Here is a 17,419-nt window from a genome sequence, read left to right on the forward strand (position 1 = left end):
GGATTCCGGAGGTCGGCGTGGGCATTGTCCGCACCTGGGTGTTCCCCATTCTGAAACTGCTCGTCTTCGCCGCGATCGCGGTGGCGCTCGTGAAGGTCGCGTTCTTCCCGGACGCACCGCAGGAGGAGGGGCCGACGCAGCCGACGGGGAGCCTCGTGGAACCACAGGTCCAGGCCGCGCTCGGCACCGTGGTCAACACCGTCTCGGTGGAGGGCCAGGTCGTCGCCGACCCGGCCAGCACGGCGAAGTCGACCGTCGCCGGCACCGTCGACGAGGTGTTCGCCGCCAAGGGGGCCGTCCTCGCGGAGGGTGATCCCATCCTCGACGTCAAGACGATCGACGAGGAGGGCAAGGAGCGGTACGTGCAGGTGACCGCGCCGGTCGCGGGCACCCTCGGCAACGTCAAGCTCATCCACGGGCAGTCGGTGCAGATCGGCGACGCGGTGGCGCAGGTGTCGCCGGCCACGTTCTCCATCACCGGGGCGTTGAGCGCCGACAAGCAGTACCGTCTGCTCACCATCCCCGGCGAGGCGACGGTCACCATCAACGGCGGCCCGGCCCCGTTCGTCTGTCCGGCGGTGCGCGTCACGACGCCGTCGAGTGGTGGCGACGAGGAGGAGCCGACGACGGGCGGTGGATCCGGGCAGACACCCGGTGCCGGCGGAACCGCCGTCACCTGCGCGGTGCCCGGTGACGTCCGGGTCTTCGCCGGACTCGCCGCGACGATCGAACTCGCGGGCGGCGTCGCCGAGAACGTCCTCGTGCTCCCGACGACCGCGGTCAAGGGTTCTGCCGGGACCGGGACCGTCTGGGTCGTCGGCGCCGACGGTGCGCAGGAGGAACGGCCGGTCACGCTGGGACTGAACGACGGGCAGCAGGTGCAGATCGTCGACGGTGTCGCCGAAGGCGACTCGGTGCTCCAGTTCGTCCCTGGAGCCGTCGCACCCGCGCCCGAAGGCTGCACCACGCTTCCGGACGGCAGCATGGCTTGCGACGGGTCGGTCGGGTGACGCTCCTCGAACTCCGCGGGATCACCAGGGTCGTCCAGATCCCCGATGCGCCGCCGCTGACGATCCTCGACGGCGTCGACCTCGAGGTGCACGAGGGCGATCGCGTCTCCATCGTCGGTCGGTCGGGTTCGGGCAAGTCGACGCTCCTGAACCTGCTCGGCCTGCTCGACAAGCCGACCTCCGGATCGCTCGTCTTCGACGGCCGGCCGGCGGAGCGTCTCGGGTCCGGTGCGCGCGACCGCCTGCGCGGAGCCCAGATCGGCTTCGTCTTCCAGCAGTTCAACCTCCTGCCGGGCCGGACCGCGCTCGAGAACGTCACGACGCCGCTCCTCTACGCGAGCGGACGCTCGTTCTGGCGTCGCCGCGAGATCGCCGCCGCGATGCTCGAACGCGTCGGACTCGGCGACCGCCTCGATGCGATGCCGACGAAACTGTCCGGCGGCGAGCAGCAGCGCGTCGCGATCGCACGGTCGTTGGTCCGCGGGCCACGGCTCATCCTCGCGGACGAGCCGACCGGCGCTCTCGACGTCGAGACCGGCACCTCCGTCATGTCCCTGCTCGACGAGGTGGCGACCTCCACGGGCGCCGCCCTCGTGACGATCACCCACGACCGGGCGATCGCCCGACTCGCGACGACCCACCACCGTCTCGACCACGGCGTGCTCACCCCTGACCACGAACTGGAGGCCGCGGATGTCTAGGATCCTGACCTCGATCGTCGGAGCGGTCGTCGAGGCCGCCCAGGAGCTGCGGATCCATCGTGGCCGGGTCATCCTCTCGCTCATCGGCGTCGGCGTCGCGGTGTGCGCCCTCACGAGCATGGTCGGCATGTCATCGCTCGCGGCGCAGGCCCAGACCGAGTCGCAGGAACGCTACGGCGGCCGACCCGCCACCCTGATGGCGTCGGCTTACGGCACCGGGACCGAGCAACCCGACCCGGAGACCTACATCGCGGCGGTGCACGACCTCGCCGAGCGGTACGGCATCGGGTACGTCTCGCAATCCGGCAGCACCCAGCTCAACGTGCAGTTCGCCGATGGGACGGTTGCGGTACCGGCGACCGTCGTCGACGTCCCGTACGGCGAGATGCACCGCATCAGACTCGACGAGGGCACCTGGTTCCAGGAGGACGACGGCGACCGCCTCGCACCCGCGATCGTCGTGAACCCGGCGTTCTGGCAGCGCCTCGGGTCGCCGCCCATCGAGGCGCACCCGACGGTCACGGTCCACGGTGAACACCCGGTCACGGCCGTGATCGTCGGGGTGTACGCGAGCAACGAGTGGGACACCGAACCGCAGCTGTCGATCCTGCCCGCGGGGACGGCGCTCATCGGTCCGGTGGCCGGCGCCGAGGAGGGCATGGGCCAGCCCGGTCAGCTGCCGCAGTTCGAGTTCTGGGTCCCGAACGCGGACGCCGAAGCCTTCACCCAGCGGATCCAGTCCGACCTGCGTGCCGAACTCGGTGACGCGTACAGCGTCGACGTGTTCCGCAACGATTTCGGCCAGACAGGGGAGGACCCGCTCCTGTCGTTGAAGCTCGTGGTCGGTGCCGTCGCCGGACTCATCCTCCTGCTCGGGGCCCTCGGGCTGATCAACCTCTCGCTCGTCACCGTCCGCCAGCGGATCCGCGAGATCGGGATCCGACGCAGTTTCGGGGCGACCGCGCCGCGGGTGTTCTTCGCCGTGATGATGGAGAGTGTCGTCGCCACCTTCGTCGCCGGGGTCATCGGTGTCATGCTCGCCGTCGCCGTCGTGAAGAGTCCGATCGTCGAGCAGTTCATCGGTCAGGGGCTCGTGACGGACTTCCCGCCGTTCCCCATCGAGGCGGCGGTTCTCGGGCTGGTCAGCGCCACGGCCGTCGGGGCGATCGCCGGGCTCCTCCCGGCGCTCGTCGCCGTCCGCGTGAAGGTGATCGACGCCATCCGGTACTGAGCGCCGGCGACCCCTCACGCGTCATCTGCTCGAAACACCGTTGGCGTACCATCCGTCCATGGCGGTCTACTCGATCCGCGAAGCCGCGGTGGCTGATGTGCGCGTCCTCACCGACATGATGGTCGAGGCGGCGAACTGGAACGCCGTCGCGCCGCGTCCCCGGTCCGCCGTCCTCGCCGATGCGCAGCACACCCGGTATGTGCACGGCTGGCGTCGACCCGGCGACGCCGGGGTCGTCGCCGTCGGGCAGGACGGAGCGCCCGTCGGCGCGTGCTGGTATCGACTCTTCCCGTCCGATACACCCGGCTTCGGCTATGTGGCGGGCGGGGTCCCCGAACTCATCCTCGGGGTCAGCCCGATCCACCGCGCCCAGGGCGTCGGACGGCAGTTGCTCCGTTCGACCGTGCAGCTCGCCAGAGCAGCCGGGTACCAGCGCATCAGCCTGAGCGTGGAGCGGGCGAACCACGCCGTCTCGCTGTACCGCACCGAGGGGTTCGCGACCGTGGACCGGCGGGGGACCCGCGACACGATGGTCCTGAATCTGCGCTGACCGCCCGGCGGATCGCGGATCGTGGACACCCCGCCAGCTTGCCGGGCTGCGTCGGTGGCGACGAGTACCGTGAACGCATGGCCGCACGTTCCAACTCGACCAGCCGTTCGCGCAGCGCTTCCTCGCCGAGTGGCGCTTCGTCGCGCACCACGAGCACGAAGACGAACACCAAGCCCGGCCCCAAGGCGGGCGCGTCGACGACGAAGCAGCAGAAGACCGTCGCCTATCCGGCCGCCGAGGAGCAGCGCAGTGTGCTGACCTCGATGTGGCTCGGTCTCGCGCACGGCGTCGGTGGAGCGGTCCGCGCCCTCGGTCCCGAGCGCATCGCCAAGGAGGACCGTCGCGACGGCTTCCCCTTCCTGCTCTTCCTCCTGGCCGTCGTCGGTGCCGTCGTCGAGTGGTTCGGCGCGGCCGACCCGGTCGCTCAGACCTTTGACGCCTGGTCGTTCGGTGGCCTCTTCGGCCGACTCGCCTTCGTGCTCCCGGTCATCATGATCGTCTTCGCGGTCTGGCTGTTCCGGCACCCGGCCTCGGTCGACGACAACGGTCGCATCAGCATCGGCCTCGGTCTGCTCCTGATCAGCATCTCGGCGCTCTGTCACATCCACGGTGGCCAGCCGAACCCGAGTCAGGGCCTGCCCGCGTTGGCGCAGGCCGGCGGTCTCCTCGGGTGGATCCTCGGCGCTCCGCTCGCCGCGATCATCACCCCGATCGGCGCGACCGTCCTCATCTCGCTCCTGATCCTCCTCAGTCTCTTCATCGTGACCAAGACGCCGCCGAACCGCGTCGGTGCCCGCGTGCGGCAGTTCTCCACCTGGATGTTCGGCGAGCAGCCGGAGGCACCAGAGGGAGAGCCCGCAGAGCCGAAGAGTGCGCGGACGAAGCGACTCGACGACCTCGACGAGGAACCCGACGAGCCGGCGGCCCTGCCGTGGTGGCGTCGCAACACGAGCCGACGCGAGGACGACCCGACGTTCGAGGACCCGCTCATGGGCGACAACATGACCGAGCTCCTCGGCCTCGAGAAGCCGTCCGGCGGATTCGACTCGCCGCTCGAACCGGTGGCCGCGCCTGCCGCGTCGCCGAAAGCCGCGCCGGTGCACGACGCCTTCGGCTCCGAGCTCCTCGGCGACCTCGAAGCGGCGGAGAGCGCCGTCAAGCGGTTCAACACGGGCGAGATCAAGCCGCAGACGGGTCTGCACGACGACAGCATCCCCGGCGCGACCGAGGTCATCGAAGACCTCGATCCGGCGCTCCTCGGCGCACCCGACCAGATCGACTTCTCGGCGCGCCCGATGGCGCAGCAGGGCCAGGACGACACGCCGTACCGTCTCCCGTCCGCAGGGACGCTGGCGGCGGGGGAGCCCGCGAAGACCCACAGTGCGGCCAACGACGAAGCGGTCGCCGCGATCACGAGCGTCCTCGACCAGTTCGGCGTCGACGCGAAGGTCACCGGCTTCTCCCGCGGCCCGACCGTGACGCAGTACGAGATCGAGCTCGGCCCAGGCGTCAAGGTCGAGCGCGTCACGGCGCTCAGCAAGAACCTCTCCTACGCCGTGGCGTCCAACGAGGTCCGCATCCTCTCGCCCATCCCGGGGAAGAGCGCCATCGGTATCGAGATCCCGAACACCGACCGCGAGATCGTCACCCTCGGCGACATCCTGCGCTCGACGGCGGCCACGAACAGCAACCACCCGATGACGATCGGCGTCGGCAAGGACGTCGGCGGCGGCTACGTCGTCGCGAACCTCGCGAAGATGCCGCACCTCCTGGTCGCCGGGTCCACCGGCTCCGGCAAGTCGGTCTTCGTGAACTCCATGATCACCTCGTTGCTCATGCGCGCGAAGCCGAGCGAGGTGCGCATGGTCCTCATCGACCCCAAGCGCGTCGAGCTCGCGCCGTACGCGGGCGTCCCGCACCTCATCACGCCCATCATCACGAACCCGAAGAAGGCGGCGGAAGCGCTGCAATGGGTCGTGAAGGAGATGGACATGCGGTACGACGACCTCGCGAGCTTCGGGTACCGGCACATCGACGACTTCAACAAGGCCGTCGTGGCCAACGAGATCGTCCTCCCCGCGGGCAGCGAACGCGTGCTGAAGCCCTACCCGTACCTGTTGGTCGTCGTCGACGAGCTCGCCGACCTGATGATGGTCGCCCCCCGCGACGTCGAGGACTCCATCGTCCGCATCACGCAGCTGGCCCGTGCGTCCGGTATCCACCTCGTCCTCGCGACGCAGCGTCCGTCGGTCGACGTCGTCACCGGCCTCATCAAGGCGAACGTCCCCTCGCGCCTCGCCTTCGCCGTCACGAGCGTCACCGACTCGCGGGTCATCCTCGACCAGCCGGGCGCCGACAAGCTCATCGGTCAGGGCGACGCCCTGTTCCTGCCGATGGGTGCGAACAAGTCCATCCGCGTGCAGGGTGCATGGGTCGGCGAGAACGAGATCCAGCGGGTCGTGGAACACGTCACGAACCAGGCGCGGCCGGAGTACCGGAAGGACGTCCAGGCCGTCGCGGAGCGCAAGGAGATCGACGCGGACATCGGCGACGACCTCGAACTCCTGCTCGCTGCAGCGGAGCTCGTGGTGTCGACGCAGTTCGGATCGACGTCGATGCTGCAGCGGAAGCTCCGGGTCGGTTTCGCGAAGGCCGGCCGGCTCATGGACCTCATGGAGTCTCGCGAGATCGTCGGCCCGTCCGAGGGCTCGAAGGCCCGCGACGTCCTCGTCACCGCCGAGCAGCTGCCGGGGGTCCTGGCCCGTCTGCGCGGCGAGGACGACGGTTCGGCCGCTCCGGCCCCCGCAGCGGCGGCCTCGACAGCCGCCGTGGCCGCCCCGGTCGTCGGTGCCGCCGGTGGCGTCGAGCCCGACCGCTACGGTGCGGACCCGGTCGAGGCCCAGTTCCAGGACTATCCTGAGGTCGAGGGCGGTTCTGACGAAGACGCCTGGAGTCTCACCGGTCGGGAGTAGACATGACGGCATCGAACGCGTCGGCTGCTGCGCCGCGCATCTCGAACTGGAACCTCCCGAACGCGATCACCGTCGCGAGGATCGTGCTCGCGCCCGTGTTCATGTGGATGCTGCTGGCGGACGACGGATCCGACGGCGCACTGCGGTGGTGGGCGGCCCTGCTCTTCGTCGTCGCGATCGCGAGCGACGGCATCGACGGGCACATCGCCCGCAGTCGCAACCTCGTGACGGACCTCGGCAAGATCCTCGACCCGATCGCCGACAAGGTGCTGACGGGCGGAGCGCTCGTCGCGTTGTCGATCCTCGGCGAACTGCCGTGGTGGGTCACGATCGTCGTGCTCGTGCGCGAGATCGGCATCACCGTCCACCGCTTCATCGTGATCTCCGACCATGTCGTCGCCGCCGCGTGGATGGGGAAACTCAAGACTCTCGCACAGGCCGTCGCGATCTCACTCGCCCTCGCGCCGTTCTGGGTGCTCCTCGGTGACTGGGTGCTCTGGGTGAACGGGGTCTTCATGACCATCGCCGTGCTCCTGACCATCGCGAGCGGCATCGACTACGTCGTCACCGCCGTCCGGGGGTCGCGCGCCGACCGGCAGGTCAAGCGATGACGTCCGATGCCGTCGAGTCGGCCGATGCCGGTGCCGCCTCGGCGGTCCACGCCCTCATCAACGCCCGGTTGACGATCGGTGTCGCGGAGTCCCTGACCGGCGGGCTGCTGGCCGCGGCGCTCATCAGCGTTCCCGGTGCGTCCGCCACGGTCCGAGGCGGTGTGGTCGCGTACGACACCCGCCTGAAGCACTCGTTGCTCGGAGTCGACGCCGGCCTCCTCGCGCTCCATGGCGCCGTGCACCCGGAGGTGGCCCTCCAGATGGCCGACGGCGTGCGCCGTGCCCTGGCGATCGACGGGCTTCCAGCCGACGTCGGTATCGCGACGACCGGCGTCGCCGGACCCGACCCGCAGGACGGCCAGGCCGTCGGGACGGTCTTCGTGGGCATCGTGACGCGAGCGGGTGGACGGGTGGTGCCGCTCACCCTGGACGGGGGCCGTCAGGAGATCCGACACCGGACCGTCGAGCTGGCGTTGGAAGCCCTCGTGCGCGAACTCGGCGCACTCGAGTGAACGCCGACTCCGATCGGCGGAATACCGTCCGTTTCCATCGCGTTACAGATGACGTATTCACAAGAAAAGCCCAGTGATCCTGGTTACTGTTCGGCATACGGTGGTTGTAATGTTGGCCATCCACGAACGAGACGGCGATCAGCTGGGACGACGTGAATCCGCGTTGCAGAAGCAGAGCGCTGTACGACACGAGGTCGTAGAGCACAGAGGGAGGGTCACGTGGTTCTAGTCCGTCAAGAGATCGGCGACGTGCTGAGGGACTTCCGGTTGCAGAAGGGTCGCACGCTGCGCCAGGTGGCGAGCAAGGCGAGCGTCGCACTCGGATACCTGAGCGAGGTCGAACGAGGCCAGAAGGAGGCATCGAGCGAGATCCTCGCATCGGTGGCCGACGCCCTCGACACCCCCATCTCCGTCATCATGCGAGAGGTCGGAGACCGCCTCGCGGTCATCGAGGGTCTCTCCCCGAACATCCCGGACACCGTTCCGGACGAACTGGTCAACGAGCTGGACGAACTCGTCTCCCGCTGATCGAGCGAGCACGGCAGCAGAACGCCCCGGGATCCCTCTCCCGGGGCGTTTCCGCGTCCGGACGGACGACGGAGGAAGGGACAGGAGCAGGAATGAAGCTGAGTGAGTTCAGGACGGCCGTCGCCGACGAGTTCGGCGCGGCCTACGGAGCGGTACTCACCGGTGACCTCGGACTCACCGAGTTCGGCTCGAAGACCGCCGAGGAGGCGTTGCGCGCCGGTGTCCCGCCCCGCGACGTCTGGATCGCGCTCTGCACCGCGACCGACGTGCCGGACGAGCGACGCCACGGCGTCGGACGACTGCAGCCGGGCGCGTAGCGCGTCCAGGGCCACGGGCGAAGCGGTCTTCGACACGCCGCCCGATCGGTATCGAACATCCGTTCTAGTGGTGCTAGTGTCCTCCACAGGATCATTCGTGAGTGCGTTCTGCACGGATCGGGCCGTCCGCCGGTGTATGTCGGTGGTGGCGCGTACCGTCGGAGACATCAGGAACGACCGACGCCTTGTCTCCCTCGGGCCCCGACCTTCAGCAGAAGCGGGTCCCGGAACACGCGGCGACAGCCTATAGGCACCCGACACCGAGCAGAGAGAAGCACACCATGCCAAGTCCAGCTGAACGCGAGAAGTCCCTCGAAACCGCACTCGCCCAGATCGACCGTCAGTTCGGCAAGGGCTCGGTGATGCGCCTCGGCAGCGACGAGCGCGCACCGGTCGAGGTCGTCTCAACCGGCTCGATCGCCCTCGACGTCGCGCTCGGCATCGGAGGGCTCCCGCGAGGCCGCATCGTCGAGATCTACGGGCCTGAGTCCTCGGGTAAGACGACGCTCACGCTGCACGCCATCGCGAACGCCCAGCGTGCCGGCGGCATCGCCGCCTTCATCGACGCGGAGCACGCACTCGACCCCGAGTACGCCAAGAAGCTCGGCGTCGACATCGACTCGCTGCTCGTCTCCCAGCCCGACACGGGTGAGCAGGCGCTCGAGATCGCCGACATGCTCGTGCGCTCGGGTTCCATCGACCTCATCGTGATCGACTCCGTCGCGGCGCTCGTGCCCCGCGCCGAGATCGAGGGCGACATGGGTGACTCGCACGTCGGTCTGCAGGCCCGCCTCATGTCGCAGGCCCTGCGCAAGCTGACCGGTGGCCTGAACCAGACGAACACGACGATGATCTTCATCAACCAGCTGCGCGAGAAGATCGGTGTGATGTTCGGCAGCCCCGAGACGACCGCCGGTGGTAAGGCCCTGAAGTTCTACGCCTCGGTCCGACTCGACATCCGTCGCATCGAGACGCTGAAGGACGGCACGGAGGCCGTGGGTAACCGCACGCGCGTGAAGGTCGTCAAGAACAAGATGGCTCCGCCCTTCCGGCAGGCCGAGTTCGACATCCTGTACGGCGTGGGCATCTCCCGCGAAGGGTCGTTGATCGACTTCGGTGTCGAGCACGCCATTGTCAAGAAGGCCGGCGCCTGGTACACCTACGAGGGCGATCAGCTCGGTCAGGGCAAGGAGAACGCCCGGAACTTCCTGCTGAAGAACCCGGACATCGCCGCTGAGATCGAGCGCCGGATCCTCGGCAAGCTCGGTGTCGGTGCCGAGGGTGCCGCCACCAAGAAGGCCGCGGATGCAGCCGCAGCCGAGGTCGCTGCTGCCGAGGCCGCGGCGCTCGAGGCGGCGACCGGTGGAGCCCCGCAGCTCGCAGCCGCCGGCGCACCGAAGTCCGCCGCGAAGCGCAGCGCGTAACGCGCGCCCCGAACAGCGAGGTCACCATGGTCGTCTCCTTCCCTCCCGCCGGTCCGGCCGACGAGTCGTCGGAGCACGTGGCCCCCGTGACCTCGCTGTTCGGTCGCCGTCCGGCGCCCGATGCCGCTGCCGAGCCCAGCGGCTGGTTCGTCGGGCAGACCGACGACGCACCGGTCGTGGCCGCGCCCGTCGTGCGTCCCGTCGCTCCGTTGCGGCGGACGTCCACCGAGCGCACCGAGACGGAGACCACCCCGCCGCGCGACGTGTCGAGCGATCTCCCCGCGGCGACGAACCCGACGACACCACCCGAGCCCGCACCGCGGACCCTCGCCTGGACCGCGGTCGTCGAGGCGCCGGAGGACGACGACGCAGACGACCGCGCCGAAGCCGATGAGGTCGAGGCTCCGGTCGATCCGGAGGTCCGGCTGGCCGAACTCGATCTGCTCGCGGTGCGACGACTCGCCCGCCGCGGGTGTTCCGAGTGGGAGATCGCGGAACTCCTCCGTGGCCACGACGCCGCACCCGACGAGGTCGAGCACGTCCTCGCCGAGCTCCGCCGACGCGGCTATCTCGACGACGCCGAACTCGCGCGTCAACTCGTCGAGAGCCTGCACACCCGCAAGGGGCAGTCCCGTGCGGTGATCGGCCGCGAACTCTCCTCGCGACGCATCGACGCCTCGATCGTCTCCGAGGCCCTCGAAGCCATCGACGACGACGACGAGCTCCGACGAGCGCTCGTCGTCGCCGAGAAGCGCGCCGGTCAACTGCGCTCCCTCGATCAGGCGACGGCCGAGCGACGTCTGTCGGCCTATCTCGCGAGACGCGGATACGGCTCGGCGATCATCCGTGAGGCGTGCTCGCGTGCCCTGTCGGGGTCGAAGCGTTCCGGCGTGAGTTTCCGCTGACCGGAGGCATCTCAGGCCGCGCGTAGACTGCCGGTATGAGCAGCATCGTCGAGACGCCCACGGTCATCAGCGCCTCACCCGCCGCGATCGACGAGTCAGGTCGGCAGCGGAGCTATGAGGTCCGCACCTACGGGTGCCAGATGAACGTGCACGATTCCGAGCGGCTCAGCGGGTCACTCGAGGCCGCCGGTTACATCAAGGCGGACGGCGAGCAGGCGGACATCGTGGTCATCAACACCTGCGCGGTCCGCGAGAACGCCGACAACAAGTTGTACGGCAACCTCGGCCACCTGGCATCGATCAAGAAGCAGCGCAGCGGCATGCAGATCGCCGTCGGCGGTTGTCTGGCGCAGAAGGACAAAGAAGTCATCCTCCGGAAGGCCCCGTGGGTGGACGTCGTCTTCGGGACGCATAACATGGGCTCACTGCCGTCGCTGCTGGAGCGGGCCCGGCACAACGACGAGGCCCAGCTGGAGATCCTGGAGTCGCTCGACACCTTCCCCTCCACCCTCCCGACCAAACGCGATTCCAGCTACAGCGGTTGGGTCTCGATCTCCGTCGGATGCAACAACACGTGCACCTTCTGCATCGTGCCGTCGCTCCGTGGCAAGGAGAAGGACCGTCGCCCGGGCGAGATCCTCGGTGAGCTGCGCGCGCTCGTCGAGGACGGCGTGATCGAGGTGACGCTGCTCGGGCAGAACGTGAACTCCTACGGTGTCGAGTTCGGGGATCGTCAGGCGTTCGGCAAGCTCCTGCGGGCGGCCGGCACGATCGAGGGCTTGGAGCGCGTCCGGTTCACGAGCCCGCACCCGGCCGCCTTCACCGACGACGTGATCGATGCGATGGCCGAGACGCCGAACGTGATGCCGCAACTGCACATGCCGCTGCAATCGGGGTCCGACCGCATCCTCAAGGCGATGCGTCGCTCCTACCGGTCCGAGCGCTTCCTCGGGATCCTCGACCGGGTCCGTGCCAGGATCCCGCACGCGGCCATCTCGACCGACATCATCGTCGGGTTCCCCGGTGAGACGGAGGAGGACTTCCAGGAGACCCTCCGCGTGGTCGAGGCCGCACGGTTCGCCAGCGCCTTCACCTTCCAGTACTCGATCCGTGCCGGTACACCGGCGGCCACCATGCCCGATCAGGTCCCGAAGGCCGTCGTGCAGGAGCGGTACGAGCGCCTCATCGCGTTGCAGGACCGCATCAGTCTCGAGGAGAACCAGCGCCAGGTGGGCCGGCAGGTCGAGTTGCTCGTCGCGGTCGGCGAGGGGCGCAAGAACGACGCCACGCATCGACTGAGCGGGCGGGCCGAGGACTCCCGGCTCGTCCATTTCGAGGTGCCGGCGGGCTCCGAGGTGCCGCGACCGGGCGACGTCGTGACCGTGACCATCACCGAGGCAGCGTCGTTCCACCTCATCGCCGACGCACCCGGCGGTGAGCCACTGCGGGTCCGTCGGACGCGTGCCGGAGACGCCTGGGATCGAGCTCAGGCCGACTCCTGCGGTGTGCCGACGACGGCCGCCGCGGCGGAGCCAGGCCGAGTCTCACTCGGCTTGCCGGGGCTGCGCATCGGGGCGCCGACCGTCGGCGTGACCACGTCTCCCATCTACGACCCGAGCGACGGCGAACGTCGGTGACCGGCTTCCTCGCGGTCGTCGGAGCGACCGGGACGGGGAAGTCCGCACTGTCGCTCGAGCTGGCGACCGCTCTCCGCGAGGCGGGGCGTCCAGCCGAGATCGTCAACGCCGATGCCATGCAGTTCTATCGCGGCATGGACATCGGGACCGCGAAGCTGCCCATGGAGGAGCGGCGCGGGATCCCGCACCACCTCTTCGACGTCCTGGACGTCACGGAGGAGGCGTCCGTCGCCTGGTACCAGCCGACGGCTCGCGCGGTGATCGACGAGCTCACCGCGCGTGGGGTGACGCCGATCCTCGTCGGCGGTTCCGGGCTGTACGTCTCGAGCGTCATCCATGACTTCCGGTTCCCCCCGAGAGACCGCGCCCTGCGCGAGCGCCTGGAACGGGAACTCGAGGAGGAGGGGCTCCCGGCGCTCATCGAGCGGCTCCGCCTGGCCGATCCCGCGACCGCCGACCGCATCGATGCGGCGAACGCCCGCCGGGTCGTGCGCGCACTCGAAGTCCACGAGTTGGCCGAGCGCGGCCACGGTGCAGCGCTTCCGGAACGCCCCGTCCACTGGCGGCCGGTCGAGGTCGTCGGGGTCTCGACGCCGCGAGAGGTCCTCGTCGAGCGCCTCGACCGGCGCGTCGAGATGATGTGGGACGCAGGACTCGTCGCGGAGACCGCCGAGCTGCTCGAGCACGGCCTCGAGCAGGGCGTCACCGCCGGCCGTGCGATCGGGTACGCCCAAGCGGTGGCGCAACTGCGGTCGGAGCTCACCGAAGCGGAGGCGATCGCCGAGACCCAGCGTCTGACGAGGCGGTACGCGCGCCGTCAGGTCAGCTGGTTCAAGCGCTATCCGGCGATCACCTGGGTGGAGGGCGGCAGCGCCGAGGCGAGTGAGCTGGCCCGCCGAGTGCGCCCGTAGACTGGTCGGATGGCGTCGACACTCTCCTTCACGAAGGGCCACGGCACGGGCAACGACTTCGTGCTCTTCTCCGATGCTGACGGCCAGGAGGCCCTCGATCCGGGCCAGATCGCGGCGCTCTGCGACCGGCACTTCGGGATCGGTGCTGACGGCGTCATCCGCGCCGTCCGGTCCGCGAACCTCGATGCCGGGGCGGCCGTGCTCGCTGAAGACCCTGCCGCGGAGTGGTTCATGGACTACCACAACGCCGACGGTTCGGTCGCGGAGATGTGCGGCAACGGCATCCGGGTGTTCCTGCACTACCTGCTCGAGAGCGGACTCGTGGAGCTGGCTCCCGGCGAGCAGCTCGCCATCGGCACCCGCGCCGGCGTCCGGATGGTCGGCTACGACCCGCTCGGCTACGTCGTCGACCTCGGCCGCTGGAGCCTCGACGAGCGGGAGACGCTCGTCCGGGTGAAGGGGCTGCCCGTGGCACGCCCGGGGATCGGTATCGACGTCGGCAACCCGCACATCGTCGTCGCGGTCGCCGACGCCGCCGAACTCGACGGAGCGGAACTGGAGTACGTCCCACAGCTCGACCCCGTACCGCCGCACGGTGCCAACGTCGAGTTGGTCGTCCCGGGTGAGCCGCTCATCGCCGACGGCGTGGCCCGGATCCGCATGCGCGTCCACGAGCGCGGGAGCGGCGAGACCCTGAGCTGTGGCACCGGGACGGCTGCCGCGGCGCTCGCGTTCCGCCACTGGGCGGGCGCGGCGGCTCCGAACGACTGGCGCGTCGAGGTGCCGGGCGGAGTGCTCGGGGTGCGCATGGTTCCCGGCGCAGACGGCGAGCACGTGGTGCTGGCCGGTCCGGCGACGCTCGTCTACTCCGGGACGATCACCCTGGCCTGAGCCGCTCAGGCCGAACGGAGCTCCCGGCGCCGGGCGTGCAGGACGCGGAAGCCCTTGGCCATGGCCGCACGTCCGACGTGGAACGACGTCGGCAGCTGCTCCTGCAACCACTTCTGCAGTGAATCCGAGCCGAGGTTCTTCTGCACGACGAGCCAGGCGTCACCCTCGTCCTCGAGCCGTGGCAACCAGTGCATGAGCATGCGGTGCAGCTCGTCCTTGCCGACGCGGATCGGCGGGTTCGACCAGATGGTCGCGAAGCGGACCGTGTCCGGGACGTCGTCGGGGAGGACGGCACGGATGTTGACGAGTCCGAGGCGTTCCGCGTTGATCCGGGTCAGGTCGAGCGCGCGTTCGTTCACGTCGACCGCCCAGACGGTCGCGTCCGGTGACGCGAGCCCGAGCGACAGGGCGATCGGGCCCCAGCCGCAGCCGATGTCGAGGAGGTCGCCCGTCGGCGGGGGAGGAGGGGTGTTCGCGAGCAGCACCTGGGTGCCCTGATCGAGGTGGCCCGGGCTGAAGACGCCACCCGCCGAGACGAGCGAACGGTCGACGCCGCTGAGCCGTGCGGTGATCGGTTTGAGCTGCAACTCGCTCGCGGGTTCGGCGGTGAAGTAGTGCTCGTTCGACATACAGGAACGGTACCGGACCAGGAGGAAGTAGGGTTAACGCGATGCCTAGACCACCGATGGACGCACCCCAGGACCACGCAGACGACACCGATGTCGATGTCGAGGCGGTGGTGGACGACGCCTCGGTCACCGATTCCGACGACGTCGTCGCACGCGTGCTCACGAGCGCCGCGTCCCGATCGAGCGGGTACACCCTGTTCGGCAGCGGTGCCGCGGCGTTGCAGACCGGCGATACCTCGGGCGGCAGCTCCGACGACGGCGAGCAGTACGACCGCGAGGACCGACAGGCCCTCCGTCGCGTCGCCGGGCTCTCGACCGAGCTCGAGGACGTCACCGAGGTCGAGTACCGGCAGCTCCGGCTGGAGAACGTCGTCATCATCGGCGTCTACCCGCAGGGTGCGCTCCACGACGCGGAAAACTCCCTGCGCGAACTCGCAGCGCTCGCGGAGACCGCCGGCGCCGTCGTCCTCGACGGGCTCCTGCAGCGCAAACCGCACCCCGACCCGAGCACGTATCTCGGTCGAGGCAAGGCCCAGGAGCTGAAGTCCATCGTCCAGGCGCTCGGCGCCGACACGGTGATCGCCGACACGGAGCTCGCACCCAGCCAGCGTCGCGCCCTCGAGGACGCGGTCGGCGTGAAGGTCATCGACCGCACGGCGGTCATCCTCGACATCTTCAGCCAGCACGCGAAGAGCCGAGAGGGCAAGGCGCAGGTCGAGCTCGCCCAACTCGAGTACCTCCTGCCCCGCCTCCGCGGCTGGGGTGAGTCCATGAGCCGTCAGGCCGGTGGCCAGGTCGGTGGTGCCGGTGCCGGTATGGGGTCGAGGGGCCCCGGTGAGACGAAGATCGAACTCGACCGACGCCGCATCCACACCCGGATGGCGAAACTGCGCAAGTCGATCACGGCGATGAAGCCTGCGCGCGAGGCCAAGCGGGCCAACCGTCGCCGTAACACGGTGCCGTCGGTCGCGATCGCGGGGTACACGAACGCCGGGAAGTCCAGCCTGCTGAACCGCATCACGAAGGCCGGCGTCCTGGTTGAGAACTCGCTCTTCGCGACGCTCGACGCGACGGTCCGCCGCAACGTGACCTCCGACGGACGCGAGTACACCCTGGCCGACACGGTCGGCTTCGTGCGCAACCTGCCGCACCAGCTGGTCGAGGCCTTCCGTTCGACGCTCGAGGAGGTCGCCGACAGCGACGTCATCGTGCACGTCGTCGACGCCGCGCACCCCGACCCCGCCGGCCAGATCGCCACCGTGCGCGATGTCATCGGTGAGGTCGGAGCTCGGCACATCCCCGAGCTGGTCGTGTTCAACAAGGCCGACCTCGTGGACGACGGCCAGCTGCTCGTGCTCCGCGGTCTCGTCCCGGACGCGGTCTTCGTGTCGGCCCGGACCGGGCTCGGGATCGACGAGCTCATGGAGCGCATCGAGACGCTGATCCCGTCGCCGAGCAATGAGGTCCACGTCATCGTGCCCTTCGACCGCGGAGACCTGGTCACGCTGCTGCACGAACGCGGCAAGGTGCTGTCGACGGACTACGACGAGCGTGGCACGATCGTGCACGCCCTGGTCGGTGCCGAGCTCGCCGCCGCCCTCGCGCCGTTCGCCGAGGTCGTCCCGGCACCCGCCGTGGCCGGCTGACCCGACTCCTCACGCGCAGCGCGCGCGGACGGCATCTTTGAGCGCCTCCGCCGTGTCGGCGTCGAGCGGCAGGGTCATGACGGCCTCCGGGCCGTCGTCGATCCGCACGACGAGTGGGAAGAGGGTCCCCACCTTGTCCTCCGCCAGGGCGTGCGGGTCGCACCGGGTCGGCACGATCCGCAGTTCGATGGACTGCGGACCGTCGGCGGCGTCCACGGTCAGGCTGAGCGGCCAGTCCTGGGGTGGGTCACCGCCGCCGTCCGTCGGCGCCGGTCGCAGCAGGACGGTCGAGCGCAGTGCGACGAGCTCCAGCCGACCCGGAGCGCCGGTCGGCACGGCCGTGATCGTCAGGACGGCGACCGTCGTGGCTCCGGCACCCTCGAGGCGGATCCCGGGAGCCGCGGCCACCTCGGCGATGCGTTGCACCGCCGCCACGGTGCACGTCGAGGCACGGATCCGCTGCAGCGCGTTCGTCGGATCGGGGAGGTCGGCGGCGGAGAGGACCGCGCCGTCGTCGACTCGGAGCAGGAGATCGACCTGCGACTCCCCGTCGCGGGCGTCGCAGTCGATCGGGGGCAGCTCGACGGCGAGGTCCGTGGTCTGTCCAGCGCGGATCGTCGAGGATCGGTCCCGGACGGTCGGCGCGGTGAACGCCGACCCCGCCAGCTCGAGTCCGACGATCGTGATGTCGTGGTCGCCGCCGTTGCCGACCCGGACGATCGCGGCGTCGCTCGCGTACTGGTCCCGGTTCTGACGGAACTCGACGACGAGGTCCTCCGCTGAGGCTGCACGTGTCGCCGTCGGCGCGGACGAACCGGCGGCCGTGCACCCGGACAGGGCGATCACCACCGCCACGCAGGACGCGATGACGCGCGAACCGAGTACTCGGCGCTCGGCGCCCCGGTGCCTGGTGCCCACGGTCATGGCATCAGCGTAGGACCGGA

17 protein-coding genes are annotated in these 17,419 nt (G+C 69.6%); 15 read left to right on the top strand and 2 right to left on the bottom strand.

What is annotated here, in order from left to right:
• Nucleotides 1-17: 17 nt before the first annotated feature.
• The 14 genes from IFU11_RS07900 to dapF all read left to right on the top strand — a co-directional run bounded on the left by IFU11_RS07900 (nucleotide 18) and on the right by dapF (nucleotide 14,200).
• Nucleotides 18-1,010, top strand: coding sequence for an efflux RND transporter periplasmic adaptor subunit (locus tag IFU11_RS07900; protein ID WP_124769515.1), 993 nt, complete (start codon nucleotides 18-20; stop codon nucleotides 1,008-1,010).
• Nucleotides 1,007-1,711: an ABC transporter ATP-binding protein gene (locus tag IFU11_RS07905; RefSeq protein WP_192018594.1), complete on the top strand. Its 705-nt coding sequence runs from the start codon at nucleotides 1,007-1,009 to the stop codon at nucleotides 1,709-1,711. The genes IFU11_RS07900 and IFU11_RS07905 overlap by 4 nt, the downstream gene beginning before the upstream one ends.
• Nucleotides 1,704-2,942: an ABC transporter permease gene (locus tag IFU11_RS07910; RefSeq protein WP_192018595.1), complete on the top strand. Its 1,239-nt coding sequence runs from the start codon at nucleotides 1,704-1,706 to the stop codon at nucleotides 2,940-2,942. Before IFU11_RS07905 ends, IFU11_RS07910 begins: the two co-directional genes overlap by 8 nt.
• A 58-nt stretch (nucleotides 2,943-3,000) precedes the next feature.
• Nucleotides 3,001-3,492 (top strand): GNAT family N-acetyltransferase, encoded by a 492-nt coding sequence (locus IFU11_RS07915; RefSeq protein WP_192018596.1) that lies wholly within the window; start codon nucleotides 3,001-3,003, stop codon nucleotides 3,490-3,492.
• A gap of 77 nt (nucleotides 3,493-3,569) precedes the next feature.
• Entirely contained in the window at nucleotides 3,570-6,464 is a 2,895-nt protein-coding gene (locus IFU11_RS07920; RefSeq protein ID WP_137243234.1) for an FtsK/SpoIIIE family DNA translocase, read from the top strand.
• 2 nt (nucleotides 6,465-6,466) lie between these two features.
• A complete protein-coding gene (pgsA, locus tag IFU11_RS07925) occupies nucleotides 6,467-7,075 on the top strand; it encodes a CDP-diacylglycerol--glycerol-3-phosphate 3-phosphatidyltransferase (protein ID WP_137243233.1) in 609 nt (202 codons plus the stop codon).
• Nucleotides 7,072-7,587 (top strand): CinA family protein, encoded by a 516-nt coding sequence (locus tag IFU11_RS07930; RefSeq protein WP_192018597.1) that lies wholly within the window; start codon nucleotides 7,072-7,074, stop codon nucleotides 7,585-7,587. Before pgsA ends, IFU11_RS07930 begins: the two co-directional genes overlap by 4 nt.
• A gap of 219 nt (nucleotides 7,588-7,806) precedes the next feature.
• The gene (locus tag IFU11_RS07935) at nucleotides 7,807-8,115 is read left to right on the top strand and encodes a helix-turn-helix domain-containing protein (RefSeq protein ID WP_056012120.1); all 309 of its coding nucleotides are present in this window, start codon (nucleotides 7,807-7,809) and stop codon (nucleotides 8,113-8,115) included.
• 92 nt (nucleotides 8,116-8,207) lie between these two features.
• The gene (locus IFU11_RS07940; protein WP_079707086.1) at nucleotides 8,208-8,432 is read left to right on the top strand and encodes a DUF3046 domain-containing protein; all 225 of its coding nucleotides are present in this window, start codon (nucleotides 8,208-8,210) and stop codon (nucleotides 8,430-8,432) included.
• A 281-nt stretch (nucleotides 8,433-8,713) separates the two neighbouring features.
• On the top strand, nucleotides 8,714-9,856 hold the full coding sequence (gene recA, locus IFU11_RS07945; RefSeq protein WP_079707085.1) for a recombinase RecA: 1,143 nt from the start codon (nucleotides 8,714-8,716) through the stop codon (nucleotides 9,854-9,856).
• A gap of 26 nt (nucleotides 9,857-9,882) precedes the next feature.
• Nucleotides 9,883-10,761: a regulatory protein RecX gene (locus IFU11_RS07950; RefSeq protein ID WP_192018598.1), complete on the top strand. Its 879-nt coding sequence runs from the start codon at nucleotides 9,883-9,885 to the stop codon at nucleotides 10,759-10,761.
• Between the two features lie 35 nt (nucleotides 10,762-10,796).
• Entirely contained in the window at nucleotides 10,797-12,398 is a 1,602-nt protein-coding gene (gene miaB, locus IFU11_RS07955; protein WP_137243230.1) for a tRNA (N6-isopentenyl adenosine(37)-C2)-methylthiotransferase MiaB, read from the top strand.
• Nucleotides 12,395-13,309 (top strand): tRNA (adenosine(37)-N6)-dimethylallyltransferase MiaA, encoded by a 915-nt coding sequence (miaA, locus tag IFU11_RS07960; RefSeq protein ID WP_192018599.1) that lies wholly within the window; start codon nucleotides 12,395-12,397, stop codon nucleotides 13,307-13,309. The genes miaB and miaA overlap by 4 nt, the downstream gene beginning before the upstream one ends.
• A gap of 9 nt (nucleotides 13,310-13,318) precedes the next feature.
• A complete protein-coding gene (gene dapF / locus IFU11_RS07965) occupies nucleotides 13,319-14,200 on the top strand; it encodes a diaminopimelate epimerase (protein ID WP_192018600.1) in 882 nt (293 codons plus the stop codon).
• A 5-nt stretch (nucleotides 14,201-14,205) separates the two neighbouring features.
• Here dapF and IFU11_RS07970 read toward each other — a convergent pair whose 3' ends face one another.
• Nucleotides 14,206-14,829 (bottom strand): class I SAM-dependent methyltransferase, encoded by a 624-nt coding sequence (locus IFU11_RS07970; protein WP_192018601.1) that lies wholly within the window; start codon nucleotides 14,827-14,829, stop codon nucleotides 14,206-14,208.
• A 41-nt stretch (nucleotides 14,830-14,870) separates the two neighbouring features.
• On the opposite strand from IFU11_RS07970, the gene hflX reads away from it, so the two are divergent.
• Nucleotides 14,871-16,475, top strand: a complete 1,605-nt coding sequence (hflX, locus tag IFU11_RS07975; RefSeq protein WP_244631689.1) for a GTPase HflX — start codon at nucleotides 14,871-14,873, stop codon at nucleotides 16,473-16,475.
• Between the two features lie 9 nt (nucleotides 16,476-16,484).
• Here hflX and IFU11_RS07980 read toward each other — a convergent pair whose 3' ends face one another.
• Nucleotides 16,485-17,399, bottom strand: coding sequence for a hypothetical protein (locus IFU11_RS07980; protein WP_192018602.1), 915 nt, complete (start codon nucleotides 17,397-17,399; stop codon nucleotides 16,485-16,487).
• Nucleotides 17,400-17,419 lie beyond the last annotated feature (20 nt).

It is taken from the genome of Plantibacter sp. CFBP 8804, from assembly GCF_014841225.1.
GTDB lineage: Bacteria > Actinomycetota > Actinomycetes > Actinomycetales > Microbacteriaceae > Plantibacter > Plantibacter auratus.